Source organism: Haemophilus influenzae, assembly GCF_900475755.1.
In the GTDB taxonomy this organism is placed as follows: domain Bacteria; phylum Pseudomonadota; class Gammaproteobacteria; order Enterobacterales; family Pasteurellaceae; genus Haemophilus; species Haemophilus influenzae_D.
Window position 1 is genome coordinate 1,639,816 of the sequence record NZ_LS483411.1, and the last position, 17,379, is coordinate 1,657,194.

At 37.7% G+C, this 17,379-nt stretch carries 19 protein-coding genes and 1 pseudogene; 7 read left to right on the top strand and 13 right to left on the bottom strand.

What is annotated here, in order from left to right; all coding sequences use genetic code 11:
* Positions 1–158 precede the first annotated feature (158 nt).
* The gene (locus DQN24_RS08010; RefSeq protein WP_005691502.1) at positions 159–593 is read left to right on the top strand and encodes a methyltransferase family protein; all 435 of its coding nucleotides are present in this window, start codon (positions 159–161) and stop codon (positions 591–593) included.
* A gap of 42 nt (positions 594–635) precedes the next feature.
* On the opposite strand, the gene hflC is transcribed toward DQN24_RS08010, so the two are convergent.
* The 11 genes and pseudogenes from hflC to yceD form a co-directional block, all read right to left on the bottom strand.
* Positions 636–1,523, bottom strand: a complete 888-nt coding sequence (gene hflC / locus DQN24_RS08015) for a protease modulator HflC (RefSeq protein ID WP_021034947.1) — start codon at positions 1,521–1,523, stop codon at positions 636–638.
* Positions 1,523–2,743 (bottom strand): FtsH protease activity modulator HflK, encoded by a 1,221-nt coding sequence (gene hflK, locus DQN24_RS08020; protein ID WP_041175300.1) that lies wholly within the window; start codon positions 2,741–2,743, stop codon positions 1,523–1,525. Before hflK ends, hflC begins: the two co-directional genes overlap by 1 nt.
* A 121-nt stretch (positions 2,744–2,864) precedes the next feature.
* Positions 2,865–3,572, bottom strand: a complete 708-nt coding sequence (locus tag DQN24_RS08025; protein ID WP_041175299.1) for a 4'-phosphopantetheinyl transferase family protein — start codon at positions 3,570–3,572, stop codon at positions 2,865–2,867.
* 60 nt (positions 3,573–3,632) lie between these two features.
* Complete coding sequence (locus DQN24_RS08030) at positions 3,633–4,964, bottom strand: anaerobic C4-dicarboxylate transporter (RefSeq protein ID WP_054249365.1); 1,332 nt, start codon at positions 4,962–4,964, stop codon at positions 3,633–3,635.
* Positions 4,965–5,161: 197 nt separating this feature from the next.
* Positions 5,162–5,392, bottom strand: a complete 231-nt coding sequence (acpP, locus tag DQN24_RS08035) for an acyl carrier protein (RefSeq protein WP_005627318.1) — start codon at positions 5,390–5,392, stop codon at positions 5,162–5,164.
* Between the two features lie 257 nt (positions 5,393–5,649).
* Entirely contained in the window at positions 5,650–6,378 is a 729-nt protein-coding gene (gene fabG / locus DQN24_RS08040; protein WP_054249364.1) for a 3-oxoacyl-ACP reductase FabG, read from the bottom strand.
* A 13-nt stretch (positions 6,379–6,391) separates the two neighbouring features.
* Positions 6,392–7,330 (bottom strand): ACP S-malonyltransferase, encoded by a 939-nt coding sequence (gene fabD / locus DQN24_RS08045; RefSeq protein ID WP_054249363.1) that lies wholly within the window; start codon positions 7,328–7,330, stop codon positions 6,392–6,394.
* Positions 7,331–7,570: 240 nt separating this feature from the next.
* Positions 7,571–8,521, bottom strand: a complete 951-nt coding sequence (locus DQN24_RS08050) for a beta-ketoacyl-ACP synthase III (RefSeq protein ID WP_054249362.1) — start codon at positions 8,519–8,521, stop codon at positions 7,571–7,573.
* A 41-nt stretch (positions 8,522–8,562) separates the two neighbouring features.
* Positions 8,563–8,685 (bottom strand): annotated as a pseudogene (locus DQN24_RS09175) (phosphate acyltransferase); the annotation flags it as partial.
* 21 nt (positions 8,686–8,706) lie between these two features.
* A complete protein-coding gene (gene rpmF, locus DQN24_RS08055) occupies positions 8,707–8,877 on the bottom strand; it encodes a 50S ribosomal protein L32 (RefSeq protein ID WP_005544470.1) in 171 nt (56 codons plus the stop codon).
* A gap of 22 nt (positions 8,878–8,899) precedes the next feature.
* Positions 8,900–9,424, bottom strand: coding sequence for a 23S rRNA accumulation protein YceD (yceD, locus tag DQN24_RS08060; RefSeq protein ID WP_050846791.1), 525 nt, complete (start codon positions 9,422–9,424; stop codon positions 8,900–8,902).
* Positions 9,425–9,582: 158 nt separating this feature from the next.
* Here yceD and asd point away from each other — a divergent pair, with 158 nt between their 5' ends.
* On the top strand, positions 9,583–10,452 hold the full coding sequence (gene asd, locus DQN24_RS08065; RefSeq protein ID WP_172453999.1) for an archaetidylserine decarboxylase: 870 nt from the start codon (positions 9,583–9,585) through the stop codon (positions 10,450–10,452).
* A gap of 108 nt (positions 10,453–10,560) precedes the next feature.
* Here asd and gorA read toward each other — a convergent pair whose 3' ends face one another.
* Together gorA and DQN24_RS08075 are read right to left on the bottom strand one after the other, a co-directional pair.
* A complete protein-coding gene (gorA, locus tag DQN24_RS08070; RefSeq protein ID WP_111695678.1) occupies positions 10,561–11,931 on the bottom strand; it encodes a glutathione-disulfide reductase in 1,371 nt (456 codons plus the stop codon).
* A gap of 217 nt (positions 11,932–12,148) precedes the next feature.
* A complete protein-coding gene (locus DQN24_RS08075) occupies positions 12,149–12,748 on the bottom strand; it encodes a YajG family lipoprotein (protein ID WP_111695679.1) in 600 nt (199 codons plus the stop codon).
* Between the two features lie 93 nt (positions 12,749–12,841).
* Between DQN24_RS08075 and DQN24_RS08080 the strand changes: the two genes are divergently transcribed.
* From DQN24_RS08080 to nqrD, 5 genes are all read left to right on the top strand, one after another.
* Positions 12,842–13,153: a BolA family protein gene (locus DQN24_RS08080; RefSeq protein ID WP_111695680.1), complete on the top strand. Its 312-nt coding sequence runs from the start codon at positions 12,842–12,844 to the stop codon at positions 13,151–13,153.
* A gap of 290 nt (positions 13,154–13,443) precedes the next feature.
* Positions 13,444–14,787 carry a Na(+)-translocating NADH-quinone reductase subunit A gene (locus tag DQN24_RS08085; RefSeq protein WP_111695681.1) on the top strand — a complete coding sequence of 448 codons (1,344 nt, stop codon included), beginning with the start codon at positions 13,444–13,446 and terminating at the stop codon, positions 14,785–14,787.
* Positions 14,788–14,789: 2 nt separating this feature from the next.
* Positions 14,790–16,025: an NADH:ubiquinone reductase (Na(+)-transporting) subunit B gene (locus tag DQN24_RS08090; RefSeq protein ID WP_111695682.1), complete on the top strand. Its 1,236-nt coding sequence runs from the start codon at positions 14,790–14,792 to the stop codon at positions 16,023–16,025.
* Positions 16,018–16,752: a Na(+)-translocating NADH-quinone reductase subunit C gene (locus DQN24_RS08095; protein ID WP_111695683.1), complete on the top strand. Its 735-nt coding sequence runs from the start codon at positions 16,018–16,020 to the stop codon at positions 16,750–16,752. The genes DQN24_RS08090 and DQN24_RS08095 overlap by 8 nt, the downstream gene beginning before the upstream one ends.
* Positions 16,752–17,378 (top strand): NADH:ubiquinone reductase (Na(+)-transporting) subunit D, encoded by a 627-nt coding sequence (gene nqrD / locus DQN24_RS08100; RefSeq protein ID WP_111695684.1) that lies wholly within the window; start codon positions 16,752–16,754, stop codon positions 17,376–17,378. Before DQN24_RS08095 ends, nqrD begins: the two co-directional genes overlap by 1 nt.
* The last annotated feature ends 1 nt before the right edge of the window (position 17,379 follow it).

The window sequence follows — 17,379 nt, forward strand, 5'->3', positions numbered from 1 at the left end:
ATCACAGAATAGTGCATAAAATTTATAATAATCAAAAGCGGCGAAATTTATCGCCGCTTTATGCAAAATAAAAGTAATTAAAGCAAAATTAACACAAATTTTGACCGCACTTTAAATGCTCTATAAAGAGCTGGCATTTTTATTAATAAGATTTAGCGATGTTATTTATTCCACCACCACTACTCTGTTTATTCATTGCCATAGCAATGTATTTTTTGCCAAAGATTGCTAGTTATTCTGTCCATTTTTCAGTGATTGTTTTTGTTATTTCCCTTTCATTTTTGATTGCTTTAAGCAGCGTTATGCAATTCTTTATATGTAAAACCTCCATTAATCCTCGTGACTTTAAAGGCACAACAAAATTAGTTTGCACAGGCATATTTCGATTTAGCCGTAACCCAATGTATTTAAGTTTGCTGTTAATTTTGCTTGCTTGGACGCTTTGGTTAGGTAATAGTTTAGCTTGGTTAGGCGTAATTATCTTTATATTAGTGATAAACCAGTTTCAAATAGCCCGAGAAGAAACCTATTTGGAAAATAAATTTGGCGATGAATATCGTCGTTATAAACAAAAAGTAAGACGTTGGCTATAAAAAAACACCTTCACGAGGAAGGTGTTTTTATCAAATTAAAATCTATTTTTTCGGTGCCTGCATAAAGCGGAAGAAATCACTATCTGGTTTTAAAATCATTATATTGTCAGAATTTGCAAAACTCGCTTCATAGGCTTTTAAGCTACGCACAAACGTAAAGAATTGTGGTTCTTGAGCAAAAGCATCTGAATATAATTTTGCCGCCGCTGCATCGCCTGAACCTCGTAATTCTTGTGCAGTTTTATTTGCATTAGCAAGAATTAACGTCACTCTGCGATCTACATCAGCTTGAATAAATGCTGCTTTTTCTTTCCCTTGAGAACGATGTTCACGCGCCACTGCATCACGTTCTGCACGCATACGTTGGTAAATCGAAGAAGAGACTTCGTCTGGTAAATTAATTTGTTTTACACGCACATCGATCACTTCAATACCTAATTCTGCCGTACTGTCTTGTCCTGAACTTAAAGCTTTTTTTGCCCCTTCCATTAATTCTCCACGTGTACCAGAAACAATATCTTTAATCGTGCGTGAACCAATTTCAGAACGTAAACGGTCATTTACTTTACGACTTAATAAATTTGCAGCTTGGGCATAATCGCCACCGCCAGTAGACGTGTAGAATCGACCAAAATCACTGATTTTCCATTTCACATAAGAATCCACTAGCAAATCTTTTTTCTCAACAGTAACAAAACGTGTTGCAGATCCATCTAAAGTACGAATACGCGCATCTAAAACTTTGATGCTATCAATTAAAGGCACTTTAAAATGCAAGCCCGGTTCATATACAACCACTTTGTTATCGGCATCACGCTGTACTTTGTTAAATCGTAACATAATGCCACGCGTACCTTCCGTTACAACGACGATGCTAGAATAAACCACTGCCGCAATCACGAAAATAACAGGTAATAAAAATCTACGCATTAGTTAAATCTCCCTTGACGAATCGGCGCAACGGTAGTCGGCTGAGGCTGATAAGAATTTTGACGTTCTGGCGCAGTAAAAGCAGGCGAAGAATTGACCGCACTTGGCGCACTTGTTACCGATTTTTTGCCCATAATTTGCTCTAGCGGTAACACAGTTAAATTATTACCATTATTGCCATCAAGCATTACTTTTGGGGTATTTGCCATCACTTTTTCCATCGTCTGAATATATAAACGCTCACGCAGTAAATCTGGTGCAGCCTTAAATTCTGGCAACAAGCGTTGCAAACGTTCCACTTCACCTTTTGCATCTAACACGATACGATCTTTATAAGCTGTTGCTTCTTCAAGAATACGTTGCGCATCACCGCGTGCAATCGGTTCTTTCTCACGCGCATAGGCTTCCGCTTCACGAATAAAACGTTGTTCATCTTCCTGTGCTTTAATTGCATCATCAAACGCATCCTTTACTTCTTCAGGTGGGCGCGCAGATTGGAAGTTCACATCAATAACCTCAAGTCCCATATCATAGGATTTGATAATTTCATTCAAAGCTTTCCAAGTATTTTCACGCACGACAGAGCGACCTGTGGTTAAAATATCATTCATAGACATATGCCCAACAACATAACGTAATGCACTATCTGTCGCTTGATTCAAACTATCATCTGCATTTGTTACGCTAAAACGATATTTTGCAGGATCTTGCACGCGATATTGCACGGTCATTTCCACTTTTACCATATTTTCATCTTGAGTCAGCATTGCACCTTGTGTACGCAACTCTTTTACTTGCTCCACATTTACTGGCAATACTTTATCTACAAATGTTGGTTTCCAGTTCAAACCGGGTTGAACAATAGAATGTAACTCGCCAAAACGAAGCACCACACCGCGTTCAGCCTCTTTAATAGTATAAAAACCGCTTACGCCCCAAATAATCGCACCAATCGCTACAGCAAGTGGAATAACTTTGCCAAAATTAAATGGAGTACTGTTTTGAGAACTACCATTGTTTTGACCGCTCTTTTTATTTCCACCGCCTAATTTTTTAAGCAGATTATTAAAAATCTCCTCAATATCTGGCGGAGATTGCTCTTGATTTCCACGATTTTGGTTATTATTCCATCCATTATTGTTGGATGAATTTCCCGGCTGTTGGTCGTTGCTCTGCCCTGGTTTACTCCAAGGATCGCGATCTGAACCGTTCTGTGACATTTCATTCTCCATTTGTCAAAAAATTGTTAAGAGTTTAGCTAAATAAATGGGGCACGTCTATGAAAATACAAGAATTTTTAGGCAATAAAAAATCCTTGATTTTACACAAGGATTTTCTTGATTAATTCACATCATAAAAAACGCATTTTTGAAGTTCTTTTATCTGTAAACTTTCCCCACTCCATTCATAAAAGTGCGGTAATTTTTCTTGATGATTGACAAACGCAGCTAAATAAATAGAGAGTTCATCAGTAAACCACAACTGCCCCTGCGGACAATAATCCGAAAAAATTTTTTGTTGTTCAGGGAAATGACGAACATTGGATAATTTTACGATCCCAAATCCTTGAGATTTCAATACAGCTTCTCGTAAACACCAACAACGATAAAAAGCGTTCAAAGAATCCTGCTGATGATGAAACCAATCAATTTCTTCTTTTGGTGCAATATGTTCCATCAACGCCGTAAAATTTCTTATTTTAGGAAATTCAATATCAATTCCCACCGCACTTTTTTCTTCATTTCTAATATCTAATATTACCGCCACCCAATCACCAGAATGACTAATATTAAAATCTATTCGCTCATCAAGAAAATAAGGTCTGCCACTTTCAGTACGATGAATTTGAGATAAAAGTGCGGTGGATTTTCTAGATATTTTTAAAAGTTGGAAAAGTAATAAGTGAGCAAGCCGACGGCACTGATGACGCTGAAAAACACGCGAGCTATCCGTTTCAGTTTGATATAGATTTTCTGGAATCAGTTCATCGGGTAAGGATTCCAAAGAAAAAGGTTGATTTATATTGCCGTAGGCGATGTAGGTTGTCATAAAAATAAAAGCACCATTCAAAGGTGCTTTTATATTAAAAGGATTTAGTTTGTGTGTAAATTAGCGAATCACTAATTCCGCTACAGAAACACCGACCAAGCAAGCAACAACAACCCCAATTAAACCCGGCACCATAAAACTGTGGTTAAAATAATATTTACCAATTTTTGTTGTACCCGTTACGTCAAAGTTTACTGTTGCAATGTCTGATGGATAATTTGGAATAAAGAAATAGGCATAAGTTGCAGGCATTAAACCAACCAAGATTGGTGCTGGAATACCTAAGCCAATACCCACAGGTAATAACATGACTGCAGTCGCAGCTTGGCTATTAATTACGACAGAAACTGCAAATAATGCCAATGCGAATGTCCAAGGATAAGTTTGCACCATATCAGTAATCGCAGCTTTAAATTCTGGCATTGCATATTTGAAGTAAGTGTCGCTCATCCACGCAATACCATAAATTGCAATCGCTGCTACCATACCAGATTTAAATACCACGCCATTTGGCACAATTTGAGGATTTGTTTTCGTTGCGAGTAAAATCACACCACCAAAGCAAAGCATCATCATTTGAATGATAAGTGACATTGAAATTGCTTTTCCGCTACCGATAGTGCGAATTTCAGGAATCATCGCAATCGCAACAATCACAACTAAAGCAAGTAAAAATAGGTAAACAGATTTTTTTGCCCCTTGCGGAAGGGTTTCATTCAATGTTGTGCTTGTGGTATTTAAAATACGTTCACGCCATACGGGATCTTGTAAACGACTTTGATATTCAGGATCTTGTTCCAACTCTTTGCCACGACGCATACTGTATAAGGAAAGCGCAATCGTACCTGCTAAGGTTGCAGGAACAGTCACAGAAATAATGTCTAATAAACTAATGTTTTCAAATCCCGGCATTGCAGTAATTTTTCCCAAATAGAATACAACTGCAGCAGAAAGTGGGCTAGATGTGATGGCTAATTGAGATGCCACTGAAGATGCAGCCATTGGACGTTCTGGACGAATTTTATTTTTCAATGCAATGTCACCGATAATTGGCATAATTGTGTAAACAGAGTGACCAGTACCGAGCATAAAGGTTAATAAATAGACGACTAATGGGCCAAGTAAAGTGACACGTTTTGGATTTTTACGGAGAATGCGTTCAGCAATTTGTAACATAAATTTCAAACCGCCAGCAGCTTCAAGCACCGATGCACAAGTCACTACCGCAAGAATGATAAGCATAACATCAATCGGCGCTTTCCCTACTGGCATACGAAAAACAAAGACTTCAATTGCTAATCCAATACCAGAAACCACACCTAAACCAATACCGCCGTAACGGCTACCGATATAGAGCATTAATAGTAAAAATAAAAATTCTAAGTAAAGCATAAACACCTCAAAAATGAAAAACTATGCAAATAATACTTCTTTTTAGGCATATAACTAAATAATTTTTTAAAGTTTAAACCAAGATTTTAAGTAAAAGATAATTTAGATCAATTTTTTATAAAAGAGAAAAGTGCGGTAATTTTAAAGAGGATTTTTGGGAAAAAATTAGGCGACTTAAAACGTCGCCCAACTTAAAATTATTGATTGTTTTGCACGTAATCAATCGCAGATTGAACAGTGGTAATTTTTTCAGCTTCTTCATCTGGAATTTCGATATCGAATTCTTCTTCTAAAGCCATTACTAATTCAACTGTGTCTAAAGAGTCCGCACCTAAATCTTCAACGAAAGAAGCTTCAGATTTAACATCTTCTTCTTTAACACCTAATTGTTCAACGATGATTTTTTTCACGCGTTCTTCAATACTCATTTGTTTTTCCTATTTTGTTGGTTTTAACTCATAAAAGAGCGGTTAGTGTATGTATTTTTTATTAACTTGCAACTATTTTATGGTCTGGTCGCACCACAAAATGGGCAATCTAAATACACACATTAAAAATAGTTACGTACCTTTGCATACGCTCAAGGCGTAACCAAGTTACATTGCACTTAGGATTCTAACATTATCTAAAATCTTTGGCTATGATTTTGTTATTCAAAATCTATCAACATAATGCCAAAACGACATTAACTTAAGTACAAGCCACCATTAACGTGTAATGTTGTTCCCGTAATGTAAGCTGCATCATCAGAAGCTAAGAAAGCAACCGCTTTAGCTATGTCTTTTGCTTCGCCTAAACGACCTGCGGGAACATTAGATAAAATGCCTGCTTTTTGTTCATCAGTAAGCACTTCTGTCATATCCGTTGCAATAAAACCAGGTGCAACCACATTTACAGTAATACCGCGCGCAGCCACTTCTTTCGCTAAAGATTTAGAAAAACCAATCACACCCGCTTTTGCCGCACAATAGTTGGTTTGACCGGGGTTCCCCATTGAACCGACTACTGAACCAATATTGATGATACGACCAAAACGTTTTTTCATCATCGAACGTAACATTGCTTTAGAAAGATGATACACCGAAGTTAAGTTAGTTTGCATAATATCAAACCACTCATCATCTTTCATACGCATCAATAAATTATCGCGAGTAATACCTGCGTTATTCACGAGAATATCAATATCGCCAAAATCATTTTTAATTTGCTCAAGTAAAGTTTCAATAGATTCTTTATCGGTTACATTTAACACTAAACCTTTACCTTTATCCCCTAAATATGCAGAAATTGTTTCTGCACCTTTTTCAGAGGTTGCAGTACCGATAACAAACGCACCTTTTGAACTAAGTTCTTCTGCAATCGCACGACCGATACCACGAGTAGCTCCAGTGACTAAAGCAATTTTACCTTGCATTTTTTTCTCCTTTTTACGCTAAAAATTCTTCTACGGCATTGAATGATGCAACATCATTTACAGATATCGCTTGTAAATCACTCACAATGCGTTTGGTTAAACCATTTAATACTTTACTCGGTCCCACTTCAACAAGCACTTGAACGCCATCTTGTGCCATTTTTTCAACTGTTTCAGTCCAACGAACTGGGCTATATAACTGACGAATAAGTGCGGTACGAATTTCTGTACCTGCAGTTTCTGCTTTCACATCAACGTTATTTAATACCGATGTTGTTGGTGTATTAATTTGAATATTCTCAAGTGTTATCGCTAATTGCTCCGCTGCTGGTTTCATCAAGGCACAGTGAGAAGGCACACTCACAGCTAATGGCAAGGCACGTTTTGCCCCAGCTTCTTTACATAATACAGCTGCACGTTCTACCGCCGCTTTCGCACCCGCAATAACGACTTGACCTGGAGAGTTGAAATTCACCGCTGATACAACTTCGCTTTCCTCTGCTTGTTTACAAGCATTAATAATCGCTTCATTATCCAAACCAATGATCGCATACATAGCACCAGTGCCTTCAGGCACAGCTTGTTGCATTAATTTTCCGCGCAATTCCACTAATTTAATCGCATCTTGGAAATCCAACACACCAGCACAAACTAGTGCGGAATATTCCCCCAAGCTATGCCCAGCCATCACTTCTGGTTTTAATTGAGGAAACTTCTCTTGCCATACGCGATAAATAGCGACTGAAGCTGCCAAAAGTGCGGGCTGAGTTTGCCAAGTTTTATTGAGTTCTTCAGCTGGGCCTTGTTGAACAAGATGCCATAAATCATAACCAAGCGCATCAGATGCTTGTTTAAATGTTTCAGTAATGATTGGATATTCGGTGGCAAGATCAGCAAGCATACCGACAGTTTGGGAGCCTTGGCCTGGGAATACCATTGCGAATTTTTTCATTATGTTTTGTCCTATTGTTTTTTAATTGAGAATTCTTCTTCGGTAATTAAAATCGGATTTCGCCGATGGCGACTTACTTTTTCTTTGCCTCGCCAAAGAAAAATTAAGCAAAAAGAAGGAAACCCAATTTGTGCTTTATCCGATTTAAAGTGCGGTTAAAACTCAAAATATTTTTTATTCTTAAAATGAATTCAAAACTAACCGCACTTTTTAAACCGCTTACATATTCTAACAAACTAATTAGAAACGCACTAATGCTGAACCCCAAGTCCAACCACCGCCAAAGGCTTCTAATAATAGTAACTGCCCACGTTGAATACGGCCATCTCGAACAGCCTCATCTAAGGCAACAGGCACAGTAGCTGCACTGTTGTTAGCATATTTATCTAACGTAACCACCACTTGTGACATATCCATTTCTAACTTCTTAGCCGTTGCCGTGATAATACGTAAATTTGCTTGGTGTGGCACAAGCCAGTCTAAATCTTTTTTATCTAAATTATTTGCTAAAAGAGTTTCTTCCACTACATTTGAAAGTTCACGAACTGCCAATTTGAACGTTTCGTTACCTTGCATCTCGATATATCCAGATTTTTCTACGCCACGTTCAGGCTGAGCTAAAACAAGGGCATTATGCTTATCTGCTGAAGCGTGTAAATGTGTAGAAATAATCCCTTCTTGTTCACTCGCTTCAAGAATGACCGCTCCCGCACCATCACCAAATAGCACAACGGTGCTGCGATCTGTTTCATCTAATTTACGAGAATTGAGATCTGAGCCTATCACTAAGGCTTTTTTCACCTTGCCTGCACGAATAAATTGATCGGCTACGCTCAAGGCATAGACAAAACCAGTACAAGCTGCGGCTAAATCAAAAGAAATCGCATCATCAATATTTAATAAACCTTGCACTTGGCAAGCAGCACTTGGATAAGCGTGTGAATGACTTGTTGTTGCAACAATAACCAGTTCAATATCTTGAGGATTAATCTGGGCAGCTTCGATCGCATTTTTTGCCGCTTCAAATCCCATTGTTGCAACAGTTTCATCTGCTGCTGCGATACGACGTTCACGGATACCAGAACGAGTGACAATCCATTCATCTGATGTATCAACCATTTTTTCTAAATCCGCATTTGTGCGAATATGGCTCGGCAAATAGCTACCGGTGGATAAAATTCTACTATTCATACTCAATAAGATAAGCAATTAAAAAGGAAAAAAATCTATGGACTATCGCCAAGTAAGAGAAAAGACGACACCGGATTATTTTCCGATGTTAAAGGAATGCAGATAGTAATACGGGGACCTACGTCCCCGCCCATCACATCTAACACTAAGGTTAGACGACCCAAGTGAACACCTATAAGTAAAAATTACTTATTGATCACCTTACGACCACGATAGTAACCGTCTGCAGTTACGTGGTGACGTAAGTGAGTTTCACCACTTGCTTTATCTACTGATACAGCAGCAGTTGTTAAAGCATCGTGTGAACGACGCATATCACGACGTGAACGAGATTTTTTGTTTTGTTGAACAGCCATTGGCTATACTCCTAAATTTAATTTACTTTTGCTTTAAATTAGCTAATACAGCGAACGGGTTCGGTTTTTTTGCCAATTCTTCAGGCAATTCGCCAAAAACCTGTTCCTGCGCGGACACTTCACAGTGTTCAGATGAATGCATTGGGACAAGCGGTAGAGCTAAAATAAGTTCGTCTTCCACTGCACCAATTAAATCTATTTCGCCAAACGCATTAAATTCGATTGGTTCATAAATTTCGGGCAAGTCATCAGCCTGATCCCAATTAGCCACTGGACTATAAGTAAACTCACATTCCAATGTTTGTTTGTAAGGCAAATTACACCGCTGACATTCAAGCTCGACATCAACCTGTACTTTACCTTTCATCACCACTAATTTTTGTGGATCAACATAAAACGATAATGTTACCTGTGCATCGCTAAGCACATTTACTACTGATTCCGCCAAACGCTCAAGCTGATTTGCAGCATAATAGCCAACATAATCAAGCCGTCTTTGAGCATCTTTTACGGGATCAACAGTGAGGGGTAGTTTTACCTTTTGCATAGGGCGTGAATATTACCTGTTGTTGCGAAGATAGTCAAAGGGAAATCACATTTTTTATTGGATAACTCAATAAAGGAAATTATCCAGTAACTAAAAAGGTTGGAACTATAACAAAAATTGCTATAATCACGCCTCTTTTTTAACAAGGAAAGATAATGATGACTTCAAATTCTTATTGGCAACGCCTAAAAGTTGCCTTTCAATATGTGATGCCACAAATTTATTTAACTCAAATTGCAGGCTGGTTTGCTAAACAAAAATGGGGAAAAATAACACGTTTTGTAATTAAAGCCTTTGCAAAAAAATATAACATTGATATGAGCATTGCGCAAAAAGAACAATTTTCTGATTACGCAAGTTTTAATGAATTTTTTATTCGTCCGTTAAAAGAAAACGCACGCCCAATCAATCAAAATCCTACCGCACTTTGTTTACCCGCAGACGGTCGCATTAGCGAGTGCGGTCATATTGACGATACTCTTTTATTACAAGCTAAAGGGCATTTTTTCAGCCTAGAAGACTTACTGGCAGAAGATAAAGAATTAGTGGAAACCTTTAAAAATGGGGAATTTGCCACTACTTATCTTTCTCCCCGTGATTATCATCGAGTGCATATGCCGTGCGATGGCACGCTACGCAAGATGGTTTATGTACCGGGCGATTTGTTCTCTGTGAATCCATTTTTAGCCCAACATATACCCAATTTATTTGCGCGTAATGAACGTGTGATTTGTGTTTTTGATACTGAGTTTGGCACAATGGTACAAGTATTAGTTGGTGCAACAATTACCGCAAGTATTGGCACAACTTGGGCGGGCGTGATTAATCCACCGCGCCACAACGAAGTGAAAACTTGGACTTATGAAGGCGAAAGTGCGGTCAAATTATTGAAAGGTCAAGAAATGGGTTGGTTCCAACTTGGTTCGACAGTAATTAATTTATTCCAAGCAAATCAAGTGCGTTTGGCCGATCACTTAAGCGTCAACGAACCTGTTCGCATGGGCGAAATCTTGGCATATAAAAAATAAACAGGATTTATTTCCATAAATGACGGAAACAAATCCTGAAAGTAGATATTTTTTACTTATTTAAAGGCAGAATAACCTTACTGCCTTTTTCTTCTTTCATTTGAACAATTAACGCATTGTTACAAATTCCTCTGAACCTGTTGGATGAATTGCCACCGTATTGTCAAAATCAGCTTTTGTTGCACCCATTTTGATTGCTACAGCAAATCCTTGGATCATTTCATCTACACCGAAACCAATACCATGTAAACCCACAACTTTTTCATCTTTACCCACACAAACTAATTTCATTTTGCACGGTTGGCGATGTTGAGTTACCGCAGTGTACATTGCTGTGAAAGAGGATTTATATATCTTAACATTTTCTGCGCCGTACTGCTCAATCGCTTGCGGTTCAGTTAAACCTACTGTGCCAATTGGTGGATGGCTGAATACAACGGTTGGAACTAAACTGTAATCTAAATATTCAGTCGATTTATTATTAAATAAACGCTCTGAAAGGCGACGACCTGCTGCAACTGCAACTGGTGTCAATTCAATACCGTTTTCGATAATATCGCCTACCGCATAAATGCCTTTCACATTAGTATTTTGATATTTATCTACTTTGACATAGCCGCGTTCGTTCGTTTCTACGCCTGCATTTTCTAAGCCAATTTTATCTGTCGCTGGCACACGACCCGCAGCCCAAATAACGCAATCTACGGTAACATCAGATTGACCATCACATTTTACTGTAAGTGAACCATCTGCATTTTTTACAATTTCAGATGGGGTAGAATTGGTATGTAATTGAATACCATCTTGCTCAAGCACTTCCACTAATGTTTCTACGATTAATGGATCTTGATTACGCATTGGCGCATGGCGACGCACTAATAAATGTGTTTCCACGCCTAAGCTGTTTAATACGCCAGAAAGTTCAACAGCAATATAGCCTGCACCGATAACAGCAGCACGTTTTGGTAATTCGGTTAATGCAAAAAAACCATCTGAATCAATGCCATATTCTTGTCCTTTAATATTTGGACGATATGGACGCCCACCAGTTGCGATTAAAATATGATCTGCGGTTACTTGTTCTGTTGTACCATCAGCAAGTGTTACTTCGACGGTATGCGCATCGACAAATTTTCCGAAACCATTAATTACATCAATATTATTTTTCGCTAATACATTATTATAAGATGTATGAATACGACCAATATAGGCTTGTCGGCTTTCAATTAGTTTTGAAAAATCAAATTTTTTCACTTCAACATCAAAACCATAATCTGGCGCATAATTGTTGATTGCTTCTGCAATATGTGCGCCATAAAACATCACTTTTTTAGGTACGCAACCGACATTTACACAAGTGCCGCCAAGATATTTTGCTTCAATGATTGCACATTTTTTTCCATAGCTTGCAGCACGATTTAGAGACGCAATACCGCCACTGCCACCGCCAATAGCAATATAATCATAATGTTTAGCCATAATTTGCTCCTTTTTTTTAAACTGAAAGTTTTTGTATTCTGCCTAATTTTTATAAAGAATGCTATAAATTGATGTAATTGGTTTTATGAATATTTTTTATTCTTTTAAACAGATAATTAGTCCGAAATGATTTTATGTGGAGCCCAGTATGTAGAATGAAATGGCATCATAGAAAAAGAGGAAGATTGTTTTAATCTTCCTCACTGTAGATATGCGATTAATTAGAATATTGGTTAATCGCAACCGCAACTTCTTGATCTTGATAAATATTGTTCACAATATCATTAAAAGTTTGAGATAGCACTTTATGAATTTCATCATTGTCCGCATTAAATACGCCCTCTTGTGAGCGCGTGACATTAAATGATTTATTATACGAACCTTTCGCACCTTGTACATAAACTGTCGCTTGAATTTTGGTATTGAGTTTATAACGAAGATTACCTTGTTCTACTTGCGTAGCAAATTCACGCACATCCACTGTTACCCACGCATTTGAACCATTTAATTGCCCAATTCTAAAACCTTTACTAATTAAATTTTGCTGCATCACTTGCTGAAATAATTGTGTAACACTTGGGGATGCATTTAATTTAATCAGTTCCCCGTATTTTGTATAACTCGCAATCTCTTGTATTGCGCGGCTATCTTTTGTTGTAACAGATACAACAGCAGTTCGATTAACATTCATTGAAGCACTTGGCGCAGGAGGTGTGAATGCTAATATATTTGATTGTGCTTGGCAGCCTGCAAGAAATAATGTAGCCGCTAGAATACATACTGATGATAATGTTTTAATTTTGTTTACTAATGTCATGATTTCCCCATAAATCAATTAGAATTGTGCTATTCTTACAAACTTCCTTATTAATGTATAGCGTTTCATTGTAGTTTTTGTGGAGAACTTATAATGTCAATTCAACAAATTATTGAGCAAAAAATTCAACAAGAATTTCAACCGCACTTTTTAGCAATAGAAAATGAAAGCCATTTACATCACTCTAATCGAGGTTCTGAATCACATTTTAAATGTGTTATTGTCAGCGCAGACTTTAAAAATATTCGAAAAGTACAACGTCATCAGCGTATTTATCAATTATTGAACGAAGAATTAAATCATAGTATTCACGCATTAGCATTACATTTATTCACTCCAGAAGAATGGAAAGCACAAAATGAAACTGTACCGCACTCAACAAAATGTGCAGGTATTGGTCGCTAATTTTGTTATAAAAATGTAACATTTTTGATATATCGCAAAAAGTTCTAACAAAAAACCCTCTGTTTAAGTAGCGAAAAACAGAGATTTTCGCTAGAATAAGGCGTTTAATTTAGTCCAAATTCGATTTCTCGGTAAAATTATTAACTGTGAAATCAATCCATTTGAGTTTTTTATTTTGTGACATTAATGTTTTTTTAGCGGTTTGTCACACTCAAACGTGAGATTGCTTCTAGGGTATTTTTACTATATTAGCAATTGTATTTTTAACCTTGAAAAGTAGTGCAAATAGTATGATTACAATTAAGAAAGGTTTGGATCTCCCAATCGCGGGAAAACCAGCACAAGTAATCCATAGCGGCAACGCTGTGAATCAAGTTGCGATTCTAGGTGAGGAGTATGTGGGGATGCGTCCTTCAATGAAAGTGCGCGAAGGCGATGTTGTGAAAAAAGGTCAAGTACTTTTTGAAGACAAAAAAAATCCTGGTGTAATTTTTACAGCCCCTGCAAGCGGTACCATCACTGCAATCAATCGTGGCGAAAAACGTGTATTACAATCTGTTGTTATTAATGTAGAAGGTGATGAAAAAATCACTTTTGCAAAATATAGCACAGAACAATTGAATACACTTTCTTCTGAACAAGTAAAACAAAACTTGATAGAATCTGGCTTGTGGACGGCATTACGTACTCGTCCATTTAGTAAAGTTCCATCCATTGAAAGTGAACCATCTTCTATTTTTGTAAACGCGATGGATACCAATCCATTAGCAGCCGATCCTGCTGTCGCATTAAAAGAATATTCGCAAGACTTCACTAACGGTTTAACAGTATTAAGTCGTTTATTCCCTTCAAAACCATTACACTTATGTAAAGCGAGCGATTCTAATATTCCAACTGCTGATCTTGAAAATTTACAGATTCATGATTTTACTGGTGTTCATCCAGCTGGTCTTGTAGGGACACATATTCACTTTATTGATCCTGTCGGTATTCAAAAAACTGTATGGCATATCAATTATCAAGATGTGATCGCTGTAGGTAAATTATTTACAACAGGCGAACTTTATGCAGAACGAGTAATTTCTCTTGCGGGTCCTCAAGTGAAAGAACCTCGTTTAGTACGTACAATAATCGGTGCTAATCTTTCTCAATTAACCCAAAATGAATTAAGTGCGGGTAAAAATCGTGTAATTTCTGGCTCGGTGCTTTGTGGTCAAATAGCAAAAGATTCACATGATTATTTAGGTCGCTATGCTTTGCAAGTATCAGTAATCACTGAAGGTAATGAAAAAGAATTTTTTGGTTGGATTATGCCACAAGCCAATAAATATTCTTTGACTCGTACCGTATTAGGCCACTTCAGTAAAAAATTGTTTAATTTTACTACTTCAGAAAATGGTGGCGAACGTGCAATGGTGCCAATCGGTAGCTATGAGCGCGTAATGCCGTTGGATATTTTACCGACATTGTTATTACGTGATTTAATCGTGGGCGATACTGATGGCGCGCAAGCATTAGGTTGTCTGGAATTAGACGAAGAAGACTTGGCGTTATGCTCTTTCGTTTGCCCAGGCAAATATGAATACGGTTCAATCTTGCGTCAAGTCTTAGATAAGATTGAGAAGGAAGGTTAAAAATGGGTTTGAAAAATCTTTTTGAAAAAATGGAACCCGCGTTTTTACCCGGTGGTAAATACAGCAAACTTTATCCGATCTTTGAATCGATTTATACCTTGCTTTATACACCTGGTACGGTAACGCACAAAAACACTCACGTTCGTGATGCGTTAGATTCAAAACGTATGATGATTACGGTTTTCCTTGCGTTGTTCCCTGCTATTTTCTACGGGATGTACAATGTGGGTAACCAAGCGATCCCCGCTTTAAATCAATTAGGCAATTTAGATCAACTAATTGCTAACGATTGGCACTATGCTCTTGCTAATTCATTAGGTTTAGATTTAACTGCCAATGCAACTTGGGGCTCAAAAATAGCACTTGGGGCAATTTTCTTTTTACCAATTTACTTAGTGGTATTTACCGTTTGTACTATTTGGGAATTATTATTCTCTGTGGTTCGTGGTCACGAAGTAAATGAAGGTATGTTTGTATCAACCATTTTATTTGCATTGATCGTTCCACCAACATTGCCACTATGGCAAGCCGCATTAGGTATTACTTTTGGTATCGTTGTTGCAAAAGAAATTTTTGGTGGTGTTGGTCGTAACTTTATGAACCCTGCACTTGCGGGTCGAGCTTTCTTATTCTTCGCATATCCAGCTCAAATTTCAGGCGATACGGTTTGGACTGCCGCGGATGGTTTTTCTGGTGCAACCGCACTTTCACAGTGGTCACAAGGTGGTCAAGGTGCATTGCAACATACCGTAACAGGTGCTCCAATTACTTGGATGGATGCTTTTGTTGGTAACTTACCTGGTTCAATGGGGGAAGTTTCTACCCTTGCAATTTTAATTGGCGGTGCTGTTATTGTATTCACTCGCATTGCATCTTGGCGCATTATTGCTGGTGTAATGATTGGCATGATTGCAACCTCAACCTTGTTTAACCTAATTGGCTCAGAGACTAACCCTATGTTCTCAATGCCTTGGCATTGGCACTTTGTTTTAGGTGGATTTGCATTGGGTATGGTATTTATGGCGACCGATCCTGTTTCAGCATCTTTTACTAATACTGGTAAATGGTGGTACGGTGCATTAATTGGTGTAATGGCTGTATTAATTCGTACTATAAACCCAGCCTATCCAGAAGGAATGATGTTAGCGATTTTATTTGCAAATTTATTTGCACCGATTTTCGACTACATCGTTGTTCAAGCAAATATCAAACGTCGGAGAGCGAGAACAAATGGCTAAATTTAATAAAGACAGTGTAGGCGGCACAATCCTTGTTGTGCTACTACTGAGTTTAGTTTGTTCCATTATTGTTGCTGGTTCCGCAGTAATGTTAAAACCTGCACAAGAAGAACAAAAATTGCTCGATAAACAAAAAAATATTTTAAATGTAGCTGGTCTTTTACAAGCAAATACGAATGTAAAAGAAACTTATGCAAAATTTATTGAGCCGCGTTTCGTTGATTTAGCAACAGGCGAATACACACAACAAGCAGATGATAGCCAACAAGCAATTCCTGCTGATTCGGATAAAGCACGTATTCGTTCTCGTAGCAAAACAACTGAAGTTTATCTTGTAAAAGATGAACAGGGTCAAACTCAACAAGTTATTTTACCAATTTATGGCACTGGCTTGTGGTCAGTGATGTATGGCTTAGTATCTGTTCAACCAGATGGTAATACTATTAATGGAATTACTTACTATCAACACGGCGAAACACCAGGATTGGGCGGAGAAATTGAAAATCCAAACTGGGCAAGTCTATTTAAAGGTAAAAAATTATTTGATGAGCAACATCAACCTGCCATTCATATTGTGAAAGGTCAAGCTCCACAAGATGAGCATAGTATTGATGGTTTATCTGGTGCAACTTTAACAGGTAATGGTGTTCAAGGTACCTTTAATTATTGGTTCAGCAAAGATGGCTTTGGTCCATATCTTGAAAAACTTCATTCAGGAGCAAACTAATGTCTGGAAAAACAAGTTATAAAGATCTGTTGTTAGCGCCAATTGCTAAAAACAACCCTATTGCATTGCAAATCTTAGGGATTTGTTCTGCATTAGCTGTAACAACAAAATTAGAAACTGCTTTTGTTATGGCAATTGCAGTTACCTTAGTAACTGGATTATCAAACTTATTTGTTTCCCTAATCCGCAATTATATCCCTAACAGCATTCGTATTATTGTACAGCTCGCAATCATCGCTTCGCTTGTTATCGTAGTGGATCAAATTCTAAAAGCCTATGCTTATGGTTTATCTAAACAGCTTTCGGTATTCGTTGGTTTGATTATTACTAACTGTATCGTAATGGGACGTGCCGAAGCATTTGCGATGAAATCCCCTCCCGTTGAAAGTTTTGTAGATGGTATCGGAAATGGCTTAGGTTATGGTTCGATGTTAATTATCGTAGCATTTTTCCGTGAACTTATCGGTTCAGGTAAATTATTTGGTATTACTATTTTTGAAACTATTCAAAATGGTGGCTGGTATCAAGCAAATGGTTTATTCCTACTTGCACCAAGTGCATTCTTTATTATCGGATTTGTGATCTGGGGATTAAGAACTTGGAAACCAGAGCAACAGGAGAAGTAAT

What these genes read in the sequence shown, in the direction of transcription:
- nqrD (WP_111695684.1), top strand. Translation starts at nt 16,752, where the DNA reads ATGTCTGGAAAAACAAGTTATAAAGATCTGTTGTTAGCGCCAATTGCT.
- DQN24_RS08080 (WP_111695680.1), top strand. Translation starts at nt 12,842, where the DNA reads ATGTCAATTCAACAAATTATTGAGCAAAAAATTCAACAAGAATTTCAA.
- DQN24_RS08075 (WP_111695679.1), bottom strand. Translation starts at nt 12,748, where the DNA reads ATGACATTAGTAAACAAAATTAAAACATTATCATCAGTATGTATTCTA.
- asd (WP_172453999.1), top strand. Translation starts at nt 9,583, where the DNA reads ATGACTTCAAATTCTTATTGGCAACGCCTAAAAGTTGCCTTTCAATAT.
- DQN24_RS08025 (WP_041175299.1), bottom strand. Translation starts at nt 3,572, where the DNA reads ATGACAACCTACATCGCCTACGGCAATATAAATCAACCTTTTTCTTTG.
- fabD (WP_054249363.1), bottom strand. Translation starts at nt 7,330, where the DNA reads ATGAAAAAATTCGCAATGGTATTCCCAGGCCAAGGCTCCCAAACTGTC.
- fabG (WP_054249364.1), bottom strand. Translation starts at nt 6,378, where the DNA reads ATGCAAGGTAAAATTGCTTTAGTCACTGGAGCTACTCGTGGTATCGGT.
- DQN24_RS08085 (WP_111695681.1), top strand. Translation starts at nt 13,444, where the DNA reads ATGATTACAATTAAGAAAGGTTTGGATCTCCCAATCGCGGGAAAACCA.
- DQN24_RS08090 (WP_111695682.1), top strand. Translation starts at nt 14,790, where the DNA reads ATGGGTTTGAAAAATCTTTTTGAAAAAATGGAACCCGCGTTTTTACCC.
- acpP (WP_005627318.1), bottom strand. Translation starts at nt 5,392, where the DNA reads ATGAGTATTGAAGAACGCGTGAAAAAAATCATCGTTGAACAATTAGGT.
- hflK (WP_041175300.1), bottom strand. Translation starts at nt 2,743, where the DNA reads ATGTCACAGAACGGTTCAGATCGCGATCCTTGGAGTAAACCAGGGCAG.
- DQN24_RS08095 (WP_111695683.1), top strand. Translation starts at nt 16,018, where the DNA reads ATGGCTAAATTTAATAAAGACAGTGTAGGCGGCACAATCCTTGTTGTG.
- DQN24_RS08030 (WP_054249365.1), bottom strand. Translation starts at nt 4,964, where the DNA reads ATGCTTTACTTAGAATTTTTATTTTTACTATTAATGCTCTATATCGGT.
- rpmF (WP_005544470.1), bottom strand. Translation starts at nt 8,877, where the DNA reads ATGGCTGTTCAACAAAACAAAAAATCTCGTTCACGTCGTGATATGCGT.
- DQN24_RS08010 (WP_005691502.1), top strand. Translation starts at nt 159, where the DNA reads ATGTTATTTATTCCACCACCACTACTCTGTTTATTCATTGCCATAGCA.
- gorA (WP_111695678.1), bottom strand. Translation starts at nt 11,931, where the DNA reads ATGGCTAAACATTATGATTATATTGCTATTGGCGGTGGCAGTGGCGGT.
- hflC (WP_021034947.1), bottom strand. Translation starts at nt 1,523, where the DNA reads ATGCGTAGATTTTTATTACCTGTTATTTTCGTGATTGCGGCAGTGGTT.
- DQN24_RS08050 (WP_054249362.1), bottom strand. Translation starts at nt 8,521, where the DNA reads ATGAATAGTAGAATTTTATCCACCGGTAGCTATTTGCCGAGCCATATT.
- yceD (WP_050846791.1), bottom strand. Translation starts at nt 9,424, where the DNA reads ATGCAAAAGGTAAAACTACCCCTCACTGTTGATCCCGTAAAAGATGCT.